This window comes from Microbacterium aurantiacum, assembly GCF_040532595.1.
Classification (GTDB): domain Bacteria; phylum Actinomycetota; class Actinomycetes; order Actinomycetales; family Microbacteriaceae; genus Microbacterium; species Microbacterium chocolatum_B.
Map to the genome: position 1 here is coordinate 2,376,621 of NZ_JBEVYX010000001.1, position 22,366 is coordinate 2,398,986.

Genomic DNA, 22,366 nt, shown 5'->3' on the forward strand with positions numbered 1-22,366 from the left:
AAAAAAGCGGTACGATGGTGGGATGCATGACGACCACTCCGGACCCGACGCGAGCGCCGTTCTGCGCGACGCGGGTCTGAGGGTCACCGAGTCCCGTCGTGCCGTGCTCGACGCGCTCGGCGCGCGCCCGCATTCCTCCGTCGACGAGCTCTTCCCGCTCGTCGTCGAACGGATGCCGGGCGCCAGTCGTCAGTCGGTGTACAACGCCCTCGGCGACTTCACCGACGCGGGCATCGCCCGCCGGATCGAACCGGCCGGACGCGCGGGGATGTACGAGCTCCGCGTCGGCGACAACCACCACCACCTCGTCTGCTCCCGCTGCGGCGTGGTGGAGGACGTGGACTGCGTCGTCGGCGAGGCCCCGTGCCTGACCCCCTCCCATTCCCGCGGGTTCACCGTGGCCTCCGCGGAGGTCACGTTCTGGGGGGTGTGTCCCGCGTGCGCGGGCGCACCCGTCGAGTGAACCGGCATCCGTCACCCCACCCCTCGAGGAAGGAACCCCATGTCCCATCACGATGAGGCCACCGCCGGCGTCGGCGGGGAGGTCGAGCCCGAACAGTCCGTCACCGTCACTGACGAGCCCGAGTCCGCCGGCGGCTGCCCGGTCGTCCACACCTCGATGCCCCACCCCACCGCGGGCGAGGCCAACCGCGTGTGGTGGCCGAACAAGCTGAACCTCAAGATCCTCGCGAAGAACCCGGCCGTGGCGAATCCGCTCGGCGAGGACTTCGACTACGCCGAGGCGTTCGCGAAGCTCGACCTCGCCGCGGTGAAGAAGGACATCGAAGAGCTGATGACCACCTCGCAGGACTGGTGGCCCGCCGACTTCGGACACTACGGTCCGCTGATGATCCGCATGGCCTGGCACTCGGCCGGCACCTACCGCGTCACCGACGGCCGCGGCGGTGGCGGCGCCGGTCAGCAGCGCTTCGCGCCGCTGAACAGCTGGCCCGACAACGTCAACCTCGACAAGGCCCGGCGCCTGCTGTGGCCCGTGAAGAAGAAGTACGGCCAGTCGCTGTCGTGGGCCGACCTCATGATCCTCGCCGGCAACGTCGCGCTGGAGTCCATGGGCTTCACCACCTTCGGCTTCGCCGGTGGGCGCCCCGACGTCTGGGAGCCCGACGACGACGTGTACTGGGGCGGCGAGACGGAGTGGATGGGCAGCGACCAGCGCTTCACCGGCTCCGACCGCAAGCTCCGCGGACCCCTGGGCGCGACCCACATGGGCCTCATCTACGTCAACCCCGAGGGACCGGAGGGCAACCCGGACCCGCTGCTGGCGGCGCACGACATCCGCGAGACGTTCGGCCGCATGGCCATGAACGACGAGGAGACCGTCGCCCTCATCGCCGGTGGGCACACCTTCGGCAAGACCCACGGTGCGGCATCCGATGCGAACCTCGACGTGAACCCCGAGGCCGCCGGTCTCGAGGAGCAGGGACTCGGTTGGAGCAACTCCTACGGCACCGGAAAGGGCGACGACACGATCACCTCGGGCCTCGAGGTGACGTGGACCTACCACCCGACCCGCTGGGACAACGAGTTCTTCCACATCCTCTTCGCCTACGAATGGGAGCTGACGAAGAGCCCGGCCGGCGCGCACCAGTGGCGTCCGAAGAACGGCGGCGGCGCCGACATGGTGCCCCTCGCGCACGACCCGTCTCAGCGTCGCGAGCCGCGCATGCTGACGACCGACCTGGCGCTGCGCATGGACCCCGCGTACGAGAAGATCTCGCGCCGGTTCCTCGAGGATCCGGTGGCCTTCGGCGACGCGTTCGCCCGCGCGTGGTTCAAGCTGACCCACCGCGACATGGGACCCAAGGCCCGCTACCTCGGGCCCGAGGTGCCGACGGAAGACCTCATCTGGCAGGACCCGATCCCCGCGGTCGACCACGTCCTCATCGACGACGCCGATGCGGCGGCGCTGAAGGCGCAGATCCTGGACTCCGGACTCACGGTGGCCGAGCTCGTCTCGACCACCTGGGCGGCGGCATCCACCTTCCGCGGCAGCGACAAGCGCGGCGGCGTGAACGGCGCCCGCGTGCGGCTGGCTCCGCAGAAGGACTGGGTCGTCAACAACCCCGCGCAGCTGCAGAAGGTGCTCGACGTGCTCGAGGGCATCAAGTCCTCGTTCGACGCCGACCGCACCGACGGCAAGAAGGTGTCGCTGGCCGACCTCATCGTCCTCGCGGGCAATGCGGCGGTCGAGAAGGCCGCGGCGGATGCCGGGGTCGCGGCCGAGGTGGTCTTCCACCCCGGTCGCACCGACGCCTCGATCGAGCAGACCGACGTGGAGTCCTTCGACTGGCTCGAGCCGGTCGCCGACGGCTTCCGCAACTACTACGGCCCGCTCGCGGAGCTGCCGGCGGAGTACCTGCTGGTCGACAAGGCGAACCTCCTCACCCTCAGCGCTCCGGAGATGACCGTCCTCGTCGGCGGACTCCGCGTCCTGGGTGCGAACTACGACGGCTCGCAGCTCGGCGTCTTCACCGAGCGTCCCGGAGTCCTCACGAACGACTTCTTCGTGAACCTCCTCGACCTCGGCACCACCTGGAAGCCGCTCGACCCGGGATCGCACGCGTTCCAGGGCACCAAGGACGGCTCCGGCGAGGTCGTGGGCATCGGCACGCGCGCCGACCTGCTGTTCGGCTCGAACTCCGAGCTGCGCGCCCTCGCCGAGGTGTACGCCTCCGACGACGCGAACGAGAAGTTCGTCCGCGAGTTCGTGAAGGCGTGGGGCAAGGTCACCGAGCTGGATCGGTTCGACCTGCGCTGATCCGCACTGACACCTGAGCGACACGACAGGCCCGCCCCGAACCTCCGGGGCGGGCCTTTCGTCGGTGAAACGCCGGGGCGATTCTCGGCGTGTCGGCCGTCCTCGGGCCCGTTTCGCGCGATTTCTCCCGCGTCTTTCACGCGGAGGCCGCCGATGCCCCGCGGCGCCGGGCGTTCCCGGTCCGGTCGGCGCTCATCGGTTCACTCGTCGCCTGTTGCGGGTGCGAGGGCTTCGCACCCGCATTTCGGGACAAGTGAACCGAGGTGACGGGGGACGGGTTACTTGACGCGCGCTTCCTTCGGGGCCGGCGGTACCGATCCCTTGGGCTCGAAGAGCGCGCGGTGCAGCAGGCCCGCGACGAGGGCGCCCACGACCGGGAAGACCAGGAACACCCAGAGTTGGAGGAGCGCTTCGCCGCCGCCGTACAGGGCGGTGGCGAAGGAGCGGGCCGGGTTCACCGAGGTGTTGTCGATCGGGATCGAGGCGAGGTGGATGAGGGTGAGGGTCAAGCCGATGGCGATGCCGGCGAAGCCCGCCGTACCCCGCTGCGGGTGGGTGACCCCCAGGATGATCAGCACGAAGATCGCGGTGAACAGGATCTCGGCGATGATCGCGGCCCCCAGGCCGAACCCGCCGGGCGAGGCCCCGCCGAAGCCGTTGCTGGCGAAGCCGCCGTCCTGGGCGGCGGTGAGCCACCCGTCAGGTCCGAACAGGCCGATCAGCACGATGAGGGTCGTGCCGAGCGCCCCGCCGATGACCTGGGCGATGATGTAGGCCGGGGCGTCCTTCCAGGCGAAGCGTCCCGCGGCGGCGAGTCCCACGGTGACCGCGGGATTGAAGTGGCCGCCCGAGATCGGGCCCCACGCGTAGATGCCCGCGAGGATCGTCAGGCCGAAGGCCAGTGATATCCCGAGCACTCCCACGACCTCGCCGGCGACGAGCGCCGTCCCGATCGCGCCGAAAACCAGCAGAAACGTCCCCAAGGCCTCTGCGACGAGCTTGGTCGCCGTAGACGGGGTGGTGGCGGCATCCGACATGGCGGACTCCTTTCCTCGACGTGAGAGTACCGATGTACCCAGGCTTTTCCCAGACTCGGCGCGCGAGATATCGCTCTGTGGCGTTCGGGTGGCGCTCGCGGCCGCCTCGGCGCGCGGGAGACGTCCTTGCGCGCCACACGAGCGACGGCCGCGGCGCGGCTACAGGCGTCCGGCGGCCTTCAGGGCGAGATAGCGGTCGGCGATCCGCGGAGGGAGGTCGTCGGGCGAGCCGGCGATCGCATCGGCGCCCGCGCGCACGACCGCTGCGGCGACGGCGGCGGCGTCCCTTTCGGCGCGGGCTGCGGCCGCCTGCGCGTACAGGTCATCGGCATCGGGGCGGGCGGGAACGGATGCCGCGTCCTCGGTGACCGACCCCACGAGCACCACCGCGTCCTTGGTCAGGGCGGGGAGCGTCGCGAGGAATCCGCGCGCGGCGCCCACCGCGTCCTGCGCGGTCAGCAGCACCACCAGCGAGGGGCGGGAGGTGAGGGCGCGGACCTGCGCGATCGCCGCCTCCCAGTCGGTGTCGATCAGCTGCGGCTCCACCGGTGCCATCGCATCCACGAGGGCGGGGAGGAGCGCAGAGCCGTCCACCCGACTCACCCGCGCGCGAACGGCGCGATCGAACATGACGAGGTGGACGTGATCGCCCGCGCGGGTGGCGAGCGCCGAGAGGAGGAGGGCGGCCTCCATCGCGGCATCCATGCGCACGCCGTCGCCGACGCGGGCGGCCGAGGTGCGGCCGGTGTCGATGACGATCACGATGTGGCGGTCGCGCTCGGGCCGCCACGTGCGGAGCATCGTGGTGCCGGCGCGCGCGGTCGCCCGCCAGTCGATGGAGCGGACGTCATCCCCGCGGACGTACTCCCGCAGGCTGTCGAACTCGGTGCCCTGGCCGCGCACGTGGACGCTGGTGTTGCCGTCGAGTTCGCGCAGGCGCGCCAGGCGCGACGGCAGGTGTCGTCGCGCGTGGAACGGGGGGAGGACGCGGATGGCGCCCACGTCGTCGAGGCGCCGCTGGCGACCCGCGAGGCGGAGCGGTCCCTCCGCGCGGACGACGATGAAGCGCGAGGTGAGTTCGCCGCGACGCCGGGGGAGCAGAGGGATGCCGAGCGTACGCGCCTCGCCCGCGGGGATGTCGATCCGCGGCCGCTCCGTCGGCGCACCGGCGGTGGGCTGCCAGGCGTCGCGCACCCGCCCGCGGATGCGGCGCGCACCGGTGTTGCGGAGCGTCAGATCGGTGGCGACGGGGGTTCCGAGTCGCGCCCTGCGCGGAATCGAGCGTTCGACGCGCAGGCCGCCGGGATCGGGCGCAGCCCACGCATCGACGAGGGTCACGGCGATGCACAGCAGCAGCCACGCGCCGGCGCCGATCCAGGGGTCGACGCCCGCCGACGACAGCAGCACCACCGGCACGGCGCCGACGGCGACGAGCAGGGGGAGGCGGGCGGTGACGAACACGGCGGTCAGACGGGAACGCGGGTCTGCTGGAGCACCGAGGTCAGCACGGCGTCGATCGACACACCCTCGAGCTCGGCATCCGCCCGCAGACGGATGCGGTGTCTCCAGGTCGGCACGAGCATGGTCTGGACGTGATCGGGGGTGATCGCGGGGTAGCCCCCGAGCCACGCCCATGCCTTCGCCGCGGCGAGGAGTGCCGTCGTCGCGCGGGGGCTCACGCCGACCTGCACCGAGGGGCTCCGACGCGTGGCCTGGGCGAGGTCGACGACGTAGCCGAGGAGGTCGTCCGAGACGTCCACGCGGGCCGCGGCGCGCTGCGCGGCGTGGACCTCGTCGATGCTCGCGGCGCGCACGAGACCGGCGGCGGCGAGGTCCCGCGGATCGAATCCGCTCGCGTGGCGGCGGAGGACGGTCATCTCGGCCTCGCGCGACGGCGCCTCGACGATGAGCTTCAGCAGGAACCGGTCCAGCTGCGCCTCGGGGAGTGTGTACGTGCCCTCGTGCTCGATCGGATTCTGCGTGGCGGCCACGAGGAACGGATCGGGAAGGCGTCGCGAGACGCCGTCGGTCGAGACCTGGCGCTCCTCCATCGCCTCCAGGAGCGCGGACTGCGTCTTGGGTGGGGTGCGGTTGATCTCGTCGGCGAGCACGATGTTGGTGAACACCGGACCGTCGCGGAACTCGAACTCCCCGGTCCGCGCGTCGTAGACCAGCGATCCCGAGACGTCGCCGGGCATGAGGTCCGGCGTGAACTGGATGCGCTTGGTGTCGAGCCCGAGGGCGGTGCTGAAAGCACGGACGAGGAGCGTCTTGGCGACACCCGGCACGCCCTCCAGCAGCACGTGGCCGCGGGCGAGCAGCGCGATGAGCAGCCCGGTGACGGTGCCGTCCTGCCCGACGACGGCCTTGCCGACCTCGGTGCGCACGCGGTTCATGGCCTCCCGGAGGGCAGCGTCGTCCGGGCCGGAACCGGCGGCGGGGGCCGCGACGTCGGTCTCGGCGGGCGCGGGGGTGAGCGGGGAATCGGTCACGGGGTGTTCCTTTCCGGTCGGACGGCCGCGTGCACGGCCTCCTCGAGGTCTCGCAGGGACGCGGCGATCGCGACGAACCGCTCGTCGGTGCCGGGAAGATCGTCGATCAGGATGCCGCGCGCGACGCCGCGGTCGATGCCGGTGCGCAGCGACGCGGCATCGGCGATCTCGGGCGCAGCGGCCGCGGGTCCGAGGCCGAGGGCCCGCGCGAGGCGACGGAGGGCCGCGATGCGCAGCTCGTCGAGCGCGTGGGTTCGGTCGCGCGTCTGCGCGTACAGGCGCGCTCGGCCCTGCGTCGTCTCCGCGGCGCGGACGGTCACAGGCAGCCGCTCGGCGACGAGCGGGCCGAACCGGCGCCCCTGCCAGATCGCCGCCGCGACCCCGGCGGCGAGGAGCAGCACGATGACGGGGCTGACCCATCGGGGAGTGAGTTCGCCGAGCGTCAGGTCGCCGGGGGCGAGGTCGGAATCTGTGACGTTCGGCACGTACCAGACCGCCACGGGGTTCTGCCCGAGGAGCGCGAGCGACAGTGCCGCATTCCCCTCCGCGGCGAGGTTCTCGTTCGTCATGATCGCCCGGCCGTCGACGGCGCTGCGCGAGGCGTCGCCGTCCGCGGTCACGAGCAGGCCGTAGGACCCGTCGACCGGGTAGCAGGCCGTGGTCGCGTCGCCGGCGCCGTAGAGCACGCCCGCGGTGATCTCGCCGGCGCGCTCCGCGGCGGGGAGCGCGCAGGCGGGCGCGACCGCGCCGCCGTCGGCGACCCCGCCGGGTGCGGCATCCGCGAGGAACATCGAGAGGGTGCGCGAGCGCGGCTCGATCAGCACGACATCCGCGGCGTCGTCGGCGAGCGCTCGGAGCGCCTCGTCCGAGAGGGCAGGGGAGTCCGGGAGGACCAGGGTCGCGTCACCGGTCGCGAGCAGATCGGCGGCGTCGTCGCGCGATCGAGCGACCCGGACGTCCACACCCTGGTCGCGCAGGATCTCCACCACCGCCCGGGTGCCCTGGGGTCCGGCCGACTCGGGGTCGAGCGCTCCGCGCTGACTCCACTCGGACAGGCTCGAGATACCGGCGCCGGCCGCGCCGACCAGCAGCAGGACGACGACGATGACGACCCACGTGCCGATACGCCGTCCGCGCGTCGTCGACCGCTCGGCGACGGATGTCGCACTCATGCCGGCACCGCCGCGGCGACGCGCGGGGTGGCGCGGCGGACCTCGTCGTCGACATCGCTGACGCGTCGGTAGGCGGCCGCGGAGCCGGGTTTGCGGAGGTACCGCACGTCGTCGAAGTCATCGGCGGCACGGTCGAGACCGTCACGGGAGGCGGGGAAGGATGCCGCAGCCGCGCGCGCGAACGCGTGCACGGTCGCCCCGGGCGGGAGGTCGACCACGCCCCGCTCGAGGCACGCGCGGGCAAGGGCGCGGAAGCGGAGGATCATCGCGGCGTCGAAGTCCTCGGCGCGTGCGCGCTCTTCGGCGGCCCGGCGGAGGTCATCGGCGGATCGGTCCTCGCGCTCGCCGAAGAGGATCGTCGGCGCCGCGGGAGCCCGGGGGCGCCGACGCGGCATCCCCCACACCGCGAAGGCGGCTCCGATGAGGAGGACGGCGACGACGGCCGCGATCAGCGCGACCGTCGGGCCGAGGCCTCCGTCGAGGGGAGTGGAGAACAGATCGGTGAAGAAGTCCACGACCGCACGCGCGGCGCGGTCGAGCGGGGTCGGCTCGGCGATCCGATAGGCGGGATCGGCGAGCTCGCGCTCGGCCCACTCCCGTGCCTCGTCCCCGTCGGGGAGGAGCGGCGGCACGGCGGCGGGGATCAGCGGGGTCCTCACTCGCGCGGGGCCTCGGATCCGGCGGAACCCGGAGCTGCCCATTCGGTCGATGCGGGCGCGCTCGGAGCCGCCGGCGGCGCGTCGGTCGCCGGCGCTGCGTCGGGGGTCGCGGGCGCCTCGGGCATCGCCGGCGCCGCAGGTGCGTATCCGGCGGGCGGCGCGTACCCCGCTCCCGGGGCCACGTATCCCGGGCCGGGGTATCCGGCCGACGGCGGGTACGGTGCGGACCCGGGGGCGGATGCCGTCGGGCGCGGGGCGATCTCGCGCCCGATGTGCGCGCGGTAGGGGTCGCCGAGGTTCGTGGCGCCGGCGTCGCGCTGCTCGACGTACGCCATGAGGTCGAGGTCGAGGCCCTCGCGCCTCATGCGCGCGTCGATGTAGATGAGCGCGGTGGCGGTGGAGGTCACCACGACCGCGACCGCCTGGATCAGGAGGGTGAGCACCTGCGCGAGGAGGAGCGTCACGATCGTGCCGATGATGACCGCCGGTGCGGGGTCGCCGGTGGGGGAGATGATCCTCGTCAGACCGCTGGAGAGGAAGGTGAAGGGGATCGAGATGACCTGTCCCACCGCGCCGAAGACCAGCGAGATCAGGAATATCACGCCGAGCGCGGGCCAGAAGCGTCCCTTGGTAAGGCGCCAGGACCGGGCGATGGCGCGGCCGATCGTGGCCTGCTCCATGAGGATGACCGCCGGCACGAGGAGGAGCTTGATCGTCAGCCACCAGACGAGCGGGATCATCCCGAGCACGATCAGGATGCCGAGGATGACGGCGACGGGGACGGCGACGAGCGCGAGCGAGACGATCACGAGAGCCACGAGTGCGAGCGCGCCGACGATGACGAGGAGGATCAGGGCCGTGTAGCCGATGAGGCGCCACGCGACCGGCTTCACGCGCTGCCACAGCTGGCCCAGGCGCAGCTTCTCGGCGACGGCCGCATGGGCGACCTCGGTCACCACGATCGCCTGGACGAGGACGCCCAGGGCGCCGGCCGCGAGGCCGAGCACGAGCGAGGCGATGGCGGTGATGGCGATCGAGCCGATGAGGATCGTCTCGAACTCCTCGGTGCCCGGGCGCAGCGTGTCCAGTCGCGCGAAGGTCGCGAAGGCGACGCCGCCGATAGCGACGAGGACGACGAGGTAGGCCACCGTCTGCACCACCAGCGCGAAGCCGAGCAGCACGCGCGGGTTCTGCCGGAGCGCGGTGAAGGAGCGGCCGAGGATGGTGCCGAAGGTCAGCGGATGCAGGGGGATGATCCCCGGACGAGAGGCCGGCGTCCAGGCCGGGTACGCGGTCACGGTGCCCCCTTGTGCATGGTTTCCCTGTGCTCGGATCACCGTCCTGCCGCGGGGCCGGACGGGTGGTCCTATCGTGTCACACGCGCCGCCGCCGGTCGGCGACACCGGCCCGGTGTGCGGCGGGTATCCAGACGGGTCGACTACTCTGTGACGAGCGCACGGGGATCGCTTGATCGGCGACCCCGCCGAACGTGAAGGACGAACCCGCGAGATGACCTCACGCATCCTGGTGGTCGACGACGACACCGCTCTCGCCGAGATGATCGGCATCGTCCTGCGCACGGAGGGCTTCGACACGGTGTTCTGCGCGGACGGCGGACAGGCGGTCGAGGCGTGGCGGACCGAGCGGCCGGACCTGATCCTGCTCGACCTCATGCTCCCCGGCATGGACGGGATCGAGATCTGCACGCGTGTGCGCGCGGAGTCCGGCATCCCGATCATCATGCTCACGGCGCGCACCGACACCGCCGACGTGGTCAAGGGCCTCGAATCGGGCGCCGACGACTACATCGTCAAGCCGTTCAACCCGAAGGAGCTGGTCGCGCGCATCCGCACGCGCCTGCGCCCGGCCGGCCAGCCCGCGGGGGATGCGCTGCGCATCGGCGACCTGACCGTCGACGTCGCCGCTCACGAGGTCCGTCGGGCTGACGAGGTCATCCCGCTGACGCCCCTGGAGTTCGAGCTCCTCGTGGCTCTGGCCTCGAAGCCGCAGCAGGTCTTCTCGCGCGAGATGCTCCTCGAGCAGGTGTGGGGATACCACTACAAGGCCGACACGCGCCTGGTGAACGTCCACGTACAGCGGCTGCGCGCCAAGGTCGAGCTCGACCCCGACAACCCGCGGATCGTCACGACGGTGCGCGGCGTGGGCTATCGAGCGGGCACGGTCGTGTGAGGTGACGCCGCCGTCCGCCCCGGGCGTCGGTCCCGCGGGTACCGTCACCACCGGGGTGATCACCACCTCGACACCGCTCAGCCGCCGGGTGCGCTGGCGGGTCTGGTGGCGCAACCTCCGGACGCTCTGGCGACGGAGCCTGCGCTTCCGGACGATCCTGGTCACGCTCGGACTCACCGCGCTGGCGGTGACCATCGCGTGCGTGTGGATGGCACTGGCGATCCAGAACGAGCTCTTCGAATCGCGCAAGGACCAGGTGCTGCGGGACGCGCAGCGCGCGACCGTGGCCGCGCAGCGGACGATCGATGCGTCGGTGCAGGGCGACGGCGTGCAGCTCCAGAACGTCTGGACGGTCGTGCGCAACACCCTGGCGCAGCAGTCCGCGAGCACGGTGAGCGCGGCGTTCCGCATCGGGCCACCGAGCGCCGACGCTCCGCAGGACTTCACCTCCCTCCTCGGCATCGAGGAGATCGTCTCCGACGGACTCCGCGATCGGGTGCAGCTGGACCCGGATCAGCAGTGGTGGCAGTCGGTGGCGCTGCCGGCCGGCGACGGCACCACGGTCCCCGGCATCCTGGTCGGGCAGCAGCTCTCGGTTCCCGAGATCGGTCCGTACGAGCTGTATCTCGGCTACGACCTCGCCGGGGCGCCGCAGACGCTGGGCTTCATCCAGAGCACCCTGTGGATCGTCGGCATCGGACTGGTCCTGCTCATCAGCGGCATCGCCTGGGTCGTCCTGCGTTCGGTCACCACGCCGATCGGGGAGGCCGCCGACACGAGCGCCAAACTCGCCGCAGGCGAGCTGGGCGTGCGGCTTCCGGTGCGGGGAGAGGACGAGCTGGCGACGCTCGGACGCTCCTTCAACGCGATGGCCGACAGCATCGAGTCGCAGATCAAAGAGCTCGCCGATCTCTCCCTCGTGCAGCAGCGCTTCGTGTCGGATGTCTCGCACGAGCTGCGGACGCCGCTGACGACCATCCGCCTGGCCGCCGACATGATCAACGACCGCAGGGACGAGTTCGATCCGGCCACCGCCCGCGCCGCCGAGCTTCTGAACGCCCAGGTGCAGCGCTTCGAGACGCTCCTGACCGACCTGCTGGAGATCTCGCGCTATGACGCCGGCTCTGTGCAGCTGGAACTCGAGCCGACGAGCCTCGCCCACCTCGCGGAGGATGTCATCGCATCGATGCAGCAGCTCGCCGATCAGAACGGCACCGATGTCCGCCTCGTCGCCCCGGGAGGATACTCCCCGGTCGACATGGACCCGCGTCGCGTGCGCCGGGTCGTCCGCAACCTCCTCGGGAACGCGATCGAGCACGGCGAGGGACGCCCCATCGTCGTCACCGTCGACAGCGATCAGCAGGCGGTCGCCCTCGGCGTGCGCGATTACGGGCTCGGCATGACGGCGGCCGATGCCGAGCGGGTCTTCGACCGGTTCTGGCGCGCCGACCCGTCCCGCAAGCGCACGATCGGCGGCACGGGTCTCGGCCTGTCGATCTCCCTCGGGGACGCGCGGCTGCACGGCGGCGACCTGGCGGTGTGGACGGAGATCGGGCGGGGCTCGCACTTCGTCCTGACCCTTCCGCGGCGCGGTGGCGTGCTCACCGGCCCTTCGCCCATCTCCCTCGATCCCGGCGACGACTCGGTGGCGCCGCTGGACGCCCTGGGCGGCACCCAGCCGATCGACGTGCTCCTGCCGGACGGAACGCAGACGGAGGGAGCGCGATGAACACCGGACGTCGCGTGATCGCCTGGCTCGGCGCGGTCCTCCTCGCCCTCGTCCTGACCGCCTGCGCGGGGCTTCCCACCAGCGGTCCGGTCAATCCGGGGCGGGCTCCGGGGGAGGCGGAGGGCTCGCAGGAGGTCTTCTTCCGACCGGTCGGCCCGCTGCCGGGTGCGACCCCGCAGCAGATCGTCGAGGGCTTCATCCGCGCCGGATCCGCGCCGGGCGCAGGCGCGCGCTGGGAGCGGGCGCGGGAGTTCCTCGCGCCCGGCTTCCGGTCGGCGTGGCGGCCCTCGTCGGGAGTGATCATCGACGTGGAGAGCGACCGCGTCCCGGTCGAGACGGCGGAGGGGCTGGTCTCGGTGTCGCTGACGACGGTCGGGACCACCGACGCCCGAGGCTCCTACCAGCAGGCCGACGAGGCAGCCACCACCCTGTCGTACGAGCTCGCCCAGCAGGACGACGGCGAGTGGCGGATCACCTCAGCGCCCGATCTCGTGGTCCTCGACCGCGCACTGTTCCCGAGCGTGTTCCACGAGTACGCGGTGATGTACTTCTCGCCCGGCTGGGAGTACCTCGTCCCCGACGTCCGATGGTTCCCGACGACGACGGCCGCGACCAGCATCGTCGACGCCCTCGTGAACCGCAGCGCGAGCGACTGGCTCGACGGCGCTGTGTTCTCCGCCTTCCCCGAGGGCGTCGAGGCACGGCCGACGGTGCCGGTGTCGGCCGGTGTGGCCGAGGTGGAACTCACCGAGAGCGTGCTCGCCGCCGACACCCAGGCGCTCGACCGCATGCAGGCCCAGCTGGAGGCGAGCCTCGCGACGGCGAACGTCTCCGCCGTGCAGATGAGCGTCGACGGCACGCCCCTGGAGGCGACGGCGGCTCCCGTCCGCTCCACCCGCATCCCCGGTGCCCCGCTCGTCCTCACGGAACTCGGTTTCGGCTACCTCGCCGGCGACGAACTCGAACCCGTCGAGGGGCTCAGCGACGTGATGACGACCGTCGATCCCGTGGCGATCCAGACCTCCGCCGATCGGGATCTCGCCGCGCTCCTGCTCCGCACCGGCGAGGTCGCGCGCGTGCGCGACGACCGGACGAGCGTGGTCCTCGACGAACGTGCCGGTCTCATCGACCCGACGATCGGTCCCGACGGCGGGGTCTGGAGCGTCCCGCGAGAGGACCCATCGGCGCTGCGGGTGTACCTGCTCGCGGGCGAGCCGATCGAGGTCGCCGGGGCCTTCCCCGACGCGACCCGTATCGAGGCGCTGTCGCTGTCCCGCGACGGGACGCGGCTCGCCGCCGTGGTGACCGCGGGTGGTCGCTCGGTGCTGTGGGCCACCGGAGTCGGACGCGGCGCGGACGAGGGCACCGTGGTGCTCGACGAGCCGCTGCTCCTGTCGGTCCTCGGCGGATCCGGGGTCGACGTCGCCTGGCTCGACGATCAGACCGTCGGCGTCCTCGTGCGCCAGGACGACACCACCGTCGTCCTGGAGCAGTCCGTGGGCGGCCCCGGAGCCACGGTGGTGGCCCCGCGCGATGCGGCGTCCCTCGCGGGCGGCACGTCGCTGTCGAACGTCCGGCTCCGCGGCGAGGACGGCGCGCTCTACGTGCGCCGCGGTTCCACCTGGCAGCAGGCGGCCGCCGGCATCCGCGTCCTCGCCACGCAGCAGGGCGCGCCCCAGTAGCCTCCTCCCCAGGTCCGCGTGTCCTCGGGGTGGGGGACATCCGTCCACGGATGTCGGGCCAGCGCCGTGCGGACACGCGCGCAGCGGCGAGGCTCGGCGGATGGACACCTCGCCGTGGCCCGCCGCCGTGCGGGGCGCGCTCGCCGACGCCCTCACGCTGCTCCTCCCGGTCGACTGCGCGGGATGCGGTGCCGAGGACGTCGCCCTGTGCGCGCTGTGCCGGATCGCCCTGGCCCCGATGATCGCCCTTGCCCGCGTGCCCTGCACCGACGTGTCCCTCGCGAGCGCACTCCGGTTCGAGGGGGTGCCCGCGCGCGTCCTGCGCGCGCTGAAGGAAGACGGGAGGACCTCGCTGGCAGCGGCGCTGGCCCCCGCGCTCCGCGCCGCCGTCGAGGCCGTGGCCGCCTCCGCTGAGCCGGTCTTCGTCCCCATGCCCACCTCCCGGGCGGCGTTCCGCCGCCGCGGCTACCGCGTGCCGGAGCTCCTCGCGCGACGCGCCGGATTGACGACGCTCCGCGGGCTGCGGCTCGTGCGTGCGACGGCGGATCAGCGCGGCCTCGATCACGAGGGTCGGCGGAGGAATGTGCGCGGGAGTCTCGTGGCCGCGGGCGTCGAGGGACGGGCCGTCGTCGTCATCGACGACGTCGTGACGACCGGAGCCTCCCTCGGCGAGGCTGTGCGTGCCCTCCGCGCGGGCGGTGCCCACGTCGTCGCCGCGGTCGCGATCGCCGCGACGCCCCGTCGTCACCGCGCCGGCGGCGAGCATCCGGATGCCGGATCCATCCCATCGGAAACTGCCAGGTGACTTCGTCCCCCCGCGGCACTAGCGTGGAGGACACAAGGCGACTGAAGGTCCGCCCTTGACCGGGAGGACCGGAACAAGGAGGTCAGGGATGGAAACCAGCATCGTCGGCGTGGGGGTGAACATCACCGAGCGATTCCGCTCGGTCGTCGAAGACAAGGTCACCCGGATCGAGCATCTCGCTCCGCGCGCGCAGCGCGTGGATGTGAAGGTGACGCACCGCGCGTACCACAACGGTCGCGTCGAGGACGACACCGTCGAACTCACCGTGACCGGCAAGGGCCCGATCGTGCGGGCGGAGGCGACGGACGGTGACAAGTTCACCGCTCTCGATCTCGCCGTGGACAAGCTGTGCGAGCAGCTGCGCCGCGCGAAGGACAAGCGCATCGACGCCCGGAACCACCCGCGCGGGGCGAAGTTCGAGAAGGAGAGCGGCGAACTGCACGGCATCGACGTGCAGCCGGCATCCGTGGAGATGCTCCGTGCCGTGGCCACCGGGGAGGTCCCGATCGTCGCTTCCGACGAGGAGGAGGAGTACACCCCTGTCGTCATCCGCACCAAGAGCTTCGACGCCGAATGGATGACCGTCGAGGATGCCGTCGACCGCATGGAGCTGGTCGGGCACGACTTCTTCCTGTTCATCGACGCGCGCAGCGATCAGCCGAGCGTCGTGTACCGCCGCAAGGGCTGGGACTACGGCGTCATCGCTCTGACGACGCAGACGGCCCCGGAGGTCGTGGCGTCCTGACATCCCCCGTGTGCCCCGGCTGCGTGCCGGGGCACACGTGCGTCCGGGCGTGGTCGCGCAAGAGCCCGCGGGCCCCGAGGGCGTCAGTCGAACATGCCGTCCAGGAGGCTGCCGATCACGAGGCCGCCGAGAAGACCGCCCATGACCCCCGACCCGCCGTCGCGGCGCCCGCCGCCGCCCCAGCCCGGGCCGCCGCCCCACGAGTCGGGGTTCTGCGGGCGGGACTGATCGATGTCGCGCTGGGCCAGCTGGAGCGCCTCCCCGGCGAGGAACGCGGCGCGTCGGGCGTGCGCCATCGCCGGCTCGCGGTCGTCCTCGGCGATCGTCACCGCGGTCGACGCGCTCGTGCCGAGCGTCCGGTCGAGGTCCTGCCGCACGCGCTCGGCCTCGGCCAGACGCGTCCGAGCGTCCGCTCCGATCCATCCGCGGTGGCCGGCGATGACGTCGCGGGCGACGGCGAGCTGCCGATCGGCGTCGTCGATCGCGTGCCGGACGTGCTCGAGGGGTGGAATCGGGCGTGCCGCGCGCTCGCGGGCGGCGGCGATCGCGGCATCCAGCCCCGCGTTGGCTTCGCGGAGTCGGGAGAGCTGCTCGAACGGGTCGGTGTTCACACCGGCGGCGGGCAGGGCGGCCAGGGCGGCCTGCAACTCGCCGATCGCCGCGCTCACCCCCGGGGACTGCGGTTCCCGCAGCGCCACGGCGATGTCCTCGCGGGAGTCGTCGATGATCGCGGCGAGCAGCGACTCGGCCCGCAAGGCCTCGACCTCGAAGGTCTCCACCGCGTCCAGCAGGGTCTCGGCGCGGCGCACCGACTCCGTCGCCGCCTCGAGGGCCATGTTCGCCTGCTCGCGGTTGCCCGCATCACGACGCCGCTCGGCGACGGAGGCGCTGTGCTCGGCGAATCCGAGGAGCTGATCCGCCTCGGCGGGGTTCGAACGCACCTGGGCCAGCGCGTGGTCGGAGTATCGGGCGGCCAGGCGCTCGACCGTGTCGCGGGCGTGAGGAAGGCGGGTGCGGAGGGTGGCGGCATCCGCTCGCACCCGCGCGATGATCTCCGGGGCACGCCGCGCACGGGCGATCGCCTCGGACAGCGCACCGGTGCGGTCGTCGAGGAGGGACCCCGCCCATTCGCACAGCTGCACGATGCGGGCGTTCCGGGTGCGGAGCTCCTCCGGGGTGTCGGGGATCTCGTCGTGGTTCAGCTGGTGGAGGTGGAACGCCTCCTGGAGGTGCGTACGCACGGCGTCGAGAGCCTCGCGCAGGTCCTTCGTGGCGTCGTTGCCGAGCTCCGCGACGGCGAACACGAGCTCGTCCGACGTGGTGCGGATGCGCTCGTCCGCCTCGACCAGCGCGGTCTGCGCGTTGCGGGCGAGATCGGCATCCGCCGCGGCGAGTTCTTCGCGCTCTTTCTTACGACTGCCCCAGAATCCGGCCATACCCTCGATCCTATGCAGGCGACCACCCGCTCGGCGGGACCGCCCCCTCGCTCTCGGCGAACGTGAAGGGGTCCCGCCGCGGCGCGGCGTCGTCAGTCGCGGGCGCCGCTGTGGCGGGGCTTGCGGCCGCGCGCGTCGTCGCGGTCGCGATCCCGGTCACCGTCCCGGCGACGGGGGCCACCGGTGTCGGGACGCAGCTCGATCAGCCGGCCGGAGATCCGCGTGTCGCTGAGGCGCTCCTCGGTGCCCGCCGGCAGGGGCGACGGCAGCTCCACGAGGGAGAAGTCGGGGCGGATCTGGATCGCCCCGAAGTCGTCGCGACGCAGGCCGCCCTCGTTCGCGAGTGCGCCGACGATCTGACGGGGCTCGACGCGGTGTCGCTTGCCGACGGCGATGCGGTACATCGCGAACCCGCCACGCGGCGCCTTGCGGGGCGTGCGCTCGCCGCGGTCGCGGTCGCGGTCGCCGCCGCGCTCGCGATCTGCGCCCCGGTCGCGGGCCGCACCGGGGCGGTCGCCGTCGCGAGGAGCTCGAGCGGGACGGGCGGAGGGCTCGGGATCGGGCTCGAGCAGCAGCGGGGTCTCGCCCTGCGCGACGATGGCGAGGGCCGCCGCGACGTCCACCTCGGGCACGTCGTGGTTGCGGACGTAGTGCGCGACGATGTCGCGGAAGCGGTCGACACGTTCCGTCTCGGCGAGGGCGGCGGTGATGCGGTCGTCGAACCGGGCGAGGCGGGTCTCGTTGACCTCGTCCACGCTCGGCAGCGACATCTCGGTCACCTCCTGCCGCGTGGCCTTCTCGATGGCCTTGACCAGCCAGCGTTCGCGCGGGGTGACGAAGCTGATCGCGTCGCCGGTGCGGCCCGCCCGGCCCGTGCGTCCGATGCGGTGCACGTACGACTCGGTGTCGGTGGGGATGTCGAAGTTGACGACGTGGGAGATCCGCTCGACGTCCAGGCCGCGCGCCGCGACGTCGGTGGCGACGAGCACGTCGAGTGCGCCGGACTTCAGCTGATTCACCGTCTTCTCGCGCATCGGCTGCGCGACGTCGCCGTTGATGGCGGCGGCGGAATACCCGCGTGCGCGGAGCTTCTCGGCGATCTCCTCCGTGACGCTGCGGGTGCGTCCGAACACGATCATCCCGTCGAAGTTCTCGACCTCGAGGATGCGGGTGAGGGCGTCCATCTTCTGCTGCCACGAGACCATCAGGTAGCGCTGGCTGATCGTCGCCGACGTCGTGGTCTTGGTCTTGACCGTGATCTCGGCGGGATCGTTCAGGTACTGCTGCGACATCCGTCGGATGGATGCCGGCATGGTGGCCGAGAAGAGGGCGACCTGCTTGGTCTTGGGCGTGTCGGCGAGGATCGTCTCCACGTCCTCCGCGAAGCCCATCTTCAGCATCTCGTCGGCCTCGTCGAGAACGAGGTAGCGCAGCTCGGAGAGATCGAGTGTGCCCTTCTCGAGGTGGTCGATGATGCGGCCGGGGGTGCCGACGACGATGTGGACGCCGCGGCGCAGGGCCGAGAGCTGGACGCCGTAGCCCTGGCCGCCGTAGACGGGGAGCACGTGCACGCCGTCGAGGTGGGAGGCGTACTTCTCGAAGGCCTCGCACACCTGGAGGGCGAGTTCGCGGGTGGGCGCGAGAACGAGGGCCTGCGGCGTCTTCTGCGCCAGATCCAGGCGATCGATGACCGGCAGCGCGAAGGCGGCGGTCTTTCCCGTGCCGGTCTGGGCGAGGCCCACCACGTCGCGTCCCGCGAGCAGCGGCGGGATGGTGGCGGCCTGGATGGCGGACGGGGTTTCGTACCCGACGCCGCGGAGCGCTTCGAGCACCGCGTCCCCGAGCCCGAGGTCGGCGAAGGTCGGCGAGGCGGGCTCCTGCGGAGCCTCGGCCTCGATCTGGGGGTCGGAATCGGGCGAAGGCTGTGTTTCGGTCACGCTTCAGGGTAGTGTGCGCGGCCTGTGAGGCGACAGCACGCCGTCCGGGGCGGTCGGTCCGGCGCCGTCTCTCAGGCCGGCGCCGCGGCGACCGGGCGTCCGCGCTTGGGGGTCTGCGTCGAGAGGGAGAGACCCATCGCGTGCGCGGGATGTTCGGCGAGCAGGGCGGCGAGGTGATCGAGCCAGCGCACCTCGGCCTCCGCCTGGAACGCCACCGCATCCTGGACCAGCGCCCGCGCGAAGTCCTCGGGGTCGAGCGTCGCGGGGGAGGCCTCGGTCTGTGTCGCGCGGAGCTCTTCGAGCGCCCGCGCGGAGACCTCCCGCTGACGCCGTACAAGCTCTGCGGCGTCCACTCCGGGGAGTGTCGCGGCGACGGCGAGCTTCATCGCGAGGGTGTCGCGCACGCCGCCGTTCCGGGGGACGGGTTCCTCCCACCACGCCGTCACCTGCGCGCGCCCGAGGTCGGTGATGTGCCAGTACACGTGGCCCCGCTCGTCGGCGTCGCCTCGACGGACCATGCCGTCACGCTCGAGGCGGTCGAGCGTGTTGTAGATCTGCCCGACGTTCAGGGGCCAGGTGGACCCCGTGCGCCGGTCGAACTCCGCGCGCAGCTGGTAGCCGTAGCAGGCGCCCTGATCGAGGATCGCCAACAGGCTCTGACGCACCGACATCGACCACTCCTCGACTCCGCCGTCGCGGCGGGCTGCATACCGGGTATGTGTTTTCCGAGTATAGAGATGTGGACCCGCCCGCCATCCAGCACACCTCAAGGTCACAGGTGGATAACATGGGCGAGTGTGCCCGGGCGACGCCCGGCGGCCCGACGCGTCGCGTCGCACCCGACAGATGGAGATCTCTTCGTGGCCAACCCTCTCGAGAAACTGCTTCGCGCCGGCGAGGGACGGATCCTCCGGCGCCTTCACCAGGTCGTCAAGGCCGTCAACGCCCTCGAAGAGGACTACGAGAGCCTCACCGACGAGGAGCTTCGCGGCGAGACGGCTGAGCTGCGCGCCCGCTACGAGGCCGGGGCGACCCTGGACCAGCTGATGCCGGAGGCGTTCGCCGCCGTCCGCGAGGCCGCCAAGCGCACGCTCGGACAGCGCGCCTACGACGTGCAGATCATGGGTGGTGCCGCCCTCCACCTCGGCAACATCGCCGAGATGAAGACCGGTGAGGGCAAGACCCTGACCGGAGCCTTCCCCGTGTACCTCAATGCCATCGCCGGCCAGGGCGTGCACGTGATCACCGTCAACGACTTCCTCGCGTCGTACCAGTCCGAGCTCATGGGCCGCATCTACCGCGCGCTCGGGATGACGACCGGCACCATCGTGTCGGGTCAGACTCCGGAGGTGCGCCGCGAGCAGTACAACGCCGACATCACCTACGGCACGAACAACGAGTTCGGCTTCGACTACCTCCGCGACAACATGGCGTGGCGCAAGGAGGATCTCGTCCAGCGCGGTCACTTCTTCGCCATCGTCGACGAGGTCGACTCGATCCTCATCGACGAGGCCCGCACGCCGCTCATCATCTCAGGGCCGTCCTCAGGAGAGGCCAACCGCTGGTTCGTGGAGTTCGCGCGGATCGCCAAGACCCTCGAGGCCGGCGTCGACTACGAGGTCGATGAGAAGAAGCGCACGATCGGCGTCCTCGAGCCCGGGATCGAGAAGGTCGAGGACTACCTCGGCATCGACAACCTCTACGAGTCGGCGAACACGCCGCTGATCTCGTTCCTCAACAACTCCATCAAGGCCCTGGCGCTGTTCAAGCGCGACAGCGACTACGTCGTGATGAACGACGAGGTCATGATCGTCGACGAGCACACCGGCCGCATCCTCGTGGGTCGCCGTTACAACGAGGGCATCCACCAGGCCATCGAGGCGAAGGAGGGCGTGCCCGTCAAGGCGGAGAACCAGACGCTCGCCACCGTCACGCTGCAGAACTACTTCCGCCTCTACGACAAGCTCGCCGGCATGACCGGCACCGCCGAGACGGAGGCGGCGGAGTTCATGTCGACCTACAAGCTCGGCGTCGTGCCGATCCCGACGAACAAGCCGATGGTCCGCAAGGACATGCCCGACCTGGTCTACAAGAACGAGCAGGCCAAGTTCGCCCAGGTCGTCGAGGACATCGTCGCGCGGCACGAGAAGGGCCAGCCGGTCCTGGTCGGCACCGTCAGCGTCGAGAAGAGCGAGTACCTCTCGCGACTCTTGGCGAAGAAGGGGATCAAGCACGAGGTCCTCAACGCCAAGAACCATGCCCGCGAGGCGGAGATCGTCGCCCGCGCCGGGCGCCTGGGCGCCGTGACCGTCGCGACCAACATGGCCGGCCGCGGTACCGACATCATGCTCGGGGGGAACGCGGAGTTCCTCGCCGTCCAGGAGATGAAGTCCCGTGGCCTGGACCCGGTCGAGACCCCCGAGGACTACGAGGCGGCCTGGGACGAGGTCTACCAGTCCACGAAGGCGACGGTCGACGAGGAGGGCGCGCAGGTCGTCGAGGCGGGCGGTCTCTACGTGCTGGGCACCGAGCGTCACGAGTCACGCCGCATCGACAACCAGCTGCGTGGTCGCTCGGGTCGTCAGGGTGACCCGGGGGAGAGCCGCTTCTACCTGTCGCTCACCGACGACCTCATGCGTCTGTTCCAGTCCGGGGCTGCCGAGGCCATCCTCGCGCGCACGAACTTCCCCGACGATGTCGCGATCGAATCCGGCATGGTCTCGCGCGCGATCAAGAGCGCACAAAGCCAGGTGGAGTCGCGCAACGCCGAGATCCGCAAGAACGTCCTCAAGTACGACGACGTCCTGAACCGCCAGCGCGAGGCGATCTACTCCGATCGTCGGCAGATCCTGCACGGCGACGACATCGCCGACCGTGTGCAGCACTTCATCGAGGACGCGATCAACTCCCTCATCGACGACCACACCGGTACCGGCCACAACGAGAGCTGGGACTTCGACGCGCTGTGGACGGAGCTGAAGACCCTCTACCCCGTCGACGTCTCGATCGACGAGGTCGTTGCCGAGGCGGCCGGCCGCAAGGGAGGCATCACGCCCGAGGGCCTGAAGCGCGAGATCCTCTCCGACGCGCGCATCGCCTACGCCAAGCGCGAGGAATCGCTCGGCGAGCCGGCGATGCGCGAGCTCGAGCGCCGGGTCGTCCTCCAGGTGCTCGACCGCCGCTGGCGCGACCACCTCTACGAGATGGACTACCTGAAGGACGGCATCGGTCTCCGGGCGATGGCGCAGCGCGACCCGCTGATCGAGTACCAGCGCGAGGGCTACCAGATGTTCCAGGCGATGATGGGGCAGATCAAGGAGGAGTCCGTCGGCTACCTCTACAACCTTGAGGTGGAGGTGCGCCGCGCCGACGCCGGCGAGCCCCAGGTCGAGGCCAAGGGCCTGGGCGCCACCCCCGTCGAGAACGCGCGCCTGGAGTACACCGCCGCCAACGACGCGGGCGAGGTCGAGGTCCGCAACGAGCGCGGCCAGGTCCAGCAGGCGTCGACCAATCGGGTGCGGCAGGCGGCTGCGGCATCCGCTCCCGCTGCGGCGCCCGCCGAGGCGGCACGCGGTGCCTTCGGTCAGAGGGTCGACGCGGGCGAGAGTGAGGCCTCCGGGGCGCTCAACCGCGCCCAGCGTCGCGCGGCGGACAAGAAGAAGTGACCGCGGTTTCGCGCTGACCCGATCGAGCGGGCCACCGG

17 protein-coding genes are annotated in these 22,366 nt (G+C 71.5%); 8 read left to right on the forward strand and 9 right to left on the reverse strand.

Features of this window, described 5'->3' with window-relative positions; all coding sequences use genetic code 11:
* The first annotated feature begins 22 nt into the window (after positions 1 to 22).
* Positions 23 to 463, forward strand: a complete 441-nt coding sequence (locus tag ABXJ56_RS11090) for a Fur family transcriptional regulator (RefSeq protein WP_353999724.1) — start codon at positions 23 to 25, stop codon at positions 461 to 463.
* Positions 464 to 502: 39 nt separating this feature from the next.
* Positions 503 to 2,779 carry a catalase/peroxidase HPI gene (katG, locus tag ABXJ56_RS11095; protein WP_353999725.1) on the forward strand — a complete coding sequence of 759 codons (2,277 nt, stop codon included), beginning with the start codon at positions 503 to 505 and terminating at the stop codon, positions 2,777 to 2,779.
* 278 nt (positions 2,780 to 3,057) lie between these two features.
* On the opposite strand, the gene ABXJ56_RS11100 is transcribed toward katG, so the two are convergent.
* From ABXJ56_RS11100 to ABXJ56_RS11125, 6 genes are all read right to left on the reverse strand, one after another.
* On the reverse strand, positions 3,058 to 3,816 hold the full coding sequence (locus ABXJ56_RS11100; protein ID WP_353999726.1) for an aquaporin: 759 nt from the start codon (positions 3,814 to 3,816) through the stop codon (positions 3,058 to 3,060).
* A 159-nt stretch (positions 3,817 to 3,975) separates the two neighbouring features.
* Complete coding sequence (locus ABXJ56_RS11105; protein WP_353999727.1) at positions 3,976 to 5,277, reverse strand: DUF58 domain-containing protein; 1,302 nt, start codon at positions 5,275 to 5,277, stop codon at positions 3,976 to 3,978.
* Between the two features lie 5 nt (positions 5,278 to 5,282).
* Positions 5,283 to 6,212 carry an AAA family ATPase gene (locus ABXJ56_RS11110; RefSeq protein WP_354000010.1) on the reverse strand — a complete coding sequence of 310 codons (930 nt, stop codon included), beginning with the start codon at positions 6,210 to 6,212 and terminating at the stop codon, positions 5,283 to 5,285.
* 92 nt (positions 6,213 to 6,304) lie between these two features.
* Positions 6,305 to 7,480, reverse strand: a complete 1,176-nt coding sequence (locus ABXJ56_RS11115) for a DUF4350 domain-containing protein (protein ID WP_353999728.1) — start codon at positions 7,478 to 7,480, stop codon at positions 6,305 to 6,307.
* Positions 7,477 to 8,139, reverse strand: coding sequence for a DUF4129 domain-containing protein (locus ABXJ56_RS11120; RefSeq protein ID WP_353999729.1), 663 nt, complete (start codon positions 8,137 to 8,139; stop codon positions 7,477 to 7,479). The genes ABXJ56_RS11115 and ABXJ56_RS11120 overlap by 4 nt, the downstream gene beginning before the upstream one ends.
* Positions 8,136 to 9,437, reverse strand: coding sequence for a glycerophosphoryl diester phosphodiesterase membrane domain-containing protein (locus ABXJ56_RS11125; RefSeq protein ID WP_353999730.1), 1,302 nt, complete (start codon positions 9,435 to 9,437; stop codon positions 8,136 to 8,138). The genes ABXJ56_RS11120 and ABXJ56_RS11125 overlap by 4 nt, the downstream gene beginning before the upstream one ends.
* A 211-nt stretch (positions 9,438 to 9,648) precedes the next feature.
* Here ABXJ56_RS11125 and mtrA point away from each other — a divergent pair, with 211 nt between their 5' ends.
* From mtrA to hpf, 5 genes are all read left to right on the forward strand, one after another.
* Positions 9,649 to 10,329: an MtrAB system response regulator MtrA gene (gene mtrA, locus ABXJ56_RS11130; RefSeq protein WP_353999731.1), complete on the forward strand. Its 681-nt coding sequence runs from the start codon at positions 9,649 to 9,651 to the stop codon at positions 10,327 to 10,329.
* Positions 10,330 to 10,384: 55 nt separating this feature from the next.
* Positions 10,385 to 12,058 (forward strand): MtrAB system histidine kinase MtrB, encoded by a 1,674-nt coding sequence (mtrB, locus tag ABXJ56_RS11135; protein WP_435404993.1) that lies wholly within the window; start codon positions 10,385 to 10,387, stop codon positions 12,056 to 12,058.
* A complete protein-coding gene (locus ABXJ56_RS11140; protein WP_353999732.1) occupies positions 12,055 to 13,740 on the forward strand; it encodes an LpqB family beta-propeller domain-containing protein in 1,686 nt (561 codons plus the stop codon). Before mtrB ends, ABXJ56_RS11140 begins: the two co-directional genes overlap by 4 nt.
* A gap of 100 nt (positions 13,741 to 13,840) precedes the next feature.
* Positions 13,841 to 14,545: a ComF family protein gene (locus ABXJ56_RS11145; RefSeq protein ID WP_353999733.1), complete on the forward strand. Its 705-nt coding sequence runs from the start codon at positions 13,841 to 13,843 to the stop codon at positions 14,543 to 14,545.
* A gap of 88 nt (positions 14,546 to 14,633) precedes the next feature.
* Entirely contained in the window at positions 14,634 to 15,290 is a 657-nt protein-coding gene (hpf, locus tag ABXJ56_RS11150; protein ID WP_353999734.1) for a ribosome hibernation-promoting factor, HPF/YfiA family, read from the forward strand.
* A gap of 83 nt (positions 15,291 to 15,373) precedes the next feature.
* On the opposite strand, the gene ABXJ56_RS11155 is transcribed toward hpf, so the two are convergent.
* The 3 genes from ABXJ56_RS11155 to ABXJ56_RS11165 all read right to left on the reverse strand — a co-directional run bounded on the left by ABXJ56_RS11155 (position 15,374) and on the right by ABXJ56_RS11165 (position 19,334).
* A complete protein-coding gene (locus ABXJ56_RS11155; RefSeq protein ID WP_353999735.1) occupies positions 15,374 to 16,726 on the reverse strand; it encodes a hypothetical protein in 1,353 nt (450 codons plus the stop codon).
* A 92-nt stretch (positions 16,727 to 16,818) separates the two neighbouring features.
* Entirely contained in the window at positions 16,819 to 18,663 is a 1,845-nt protein-coding gene (locus ABXJ56_RS11160; RefSeq protein ID WP_435404978.1) for a DEAD/DEAH box helicase, read from the reverse strand.
* Positions 18,664 to 18,734: 71 nt separating this feature from the next.
* Positions 18,735 to 19,334 carry a PadR family transcriptional regulator gene (locus ABXJ56_RS11165; RefSeq protein ID WP_353999736.1) on the reverse strand — a complete coding sequence of 200 codons (600 nt, stop codon included), beginning with the start codon at positions 19,332 to 19,334 and terminating at the stop codon, positions 18,735 to 18,737.
* A gap of 189 nt (positions 19,335 to 19,523) precedes the next feature.
* On the opposite strand from ABXJ56_RS11165, the gene secA reads away from it, so the two are divergent.
* Positions 19,524 to 22,328, forward strand: coding sequence for a preprotein translocase subunit SecA (gene secA, locus ABXJ56_RS11170; RefSeq protein ID WP_353999737.1), 2,805 nt, complete (start codon positions 19,524 to 19,526; stop codon positions 22,326 to 22,328).
* Positions 22,329 to 22,366: the final 38 nt, after the last annotated feature.

Coding starts and splice junctions, on each gene's coding strand:
- ABXJ56_RS11090 (WP_353999724.1), top strand. CDS start 23: ATGCATGACGACCACTCCGGACCCGACGCGAGCGCCGTTCTGCGCGAC.
- katG (WP_353999725.1), top strand. CDS start 503: ATGTCCCATCACGATGAGGCCACCGCCGGCGTCGGCGGGGAGGTCGAG.
- ABXJ56_RS11100 (WP_353999726.1), bottom strand. CDS start 3,816: ATGTCGGATGCCGCCACCACCCCGTCTACGGCGACCAAGCTCGTCGCA.
- ABXJ56_RS11110 (WP_354000010.1), bottom strand. CDS start 6,212: ATGAACCGCGTGCGCACCGAGGTCGGCAAGGCCGTCGTCGGGCAGGAC.
- ABXJ56_RS11115 (WP_353999728.1), bottom strand. CDS start 7,480: ATGAGTGCGACATCCGTCGCCGAGCGGTCGACGACGCGCGGACGGCGT.
- mtrA (WP_353999731.1), top strand. CDS start 9,649: ATGACCTCACGCATCCTGGTGGTCGACGACGACACCGCTCTCGCCGAG.
- ABXJ56_RS11140 (WP_353999732.1), top strand. CDS start 12,055: ATGAACACCGGACGTCGCGTGATCGCCTGGCTCGGCGCGGTCCTCCTC.
- ABXJ56_RS11145 (WP_353999733.1), top strand. CDS start 13,841: ATGGACACCTCGCCGTGGCCCGCCGCCGTGCGGGGCGCGCTCGCCGAC.
- hpf (WP_353999734.1), top strand. CDS start 14,634: ATGGAAACCAGCATCGTCGGCGTGGGGGTGAACATCACCGAGCGATTC.
- ABXJ56_RS11155 (WP_353999735.1), bottom strand. CDS start 16,726: ATGGCCGGATTCTGGGGCAGTCGTAAGAAAGAGCGCGAAGAACTCGCC.
- ABXJ56_RS11165 (WP_353999736.1), bottom strand. CDS start 19,334: ATGTCGGTGCGTCAGAGCCTGTTGGCGATCCTCGATCAGGGCGCCTGC.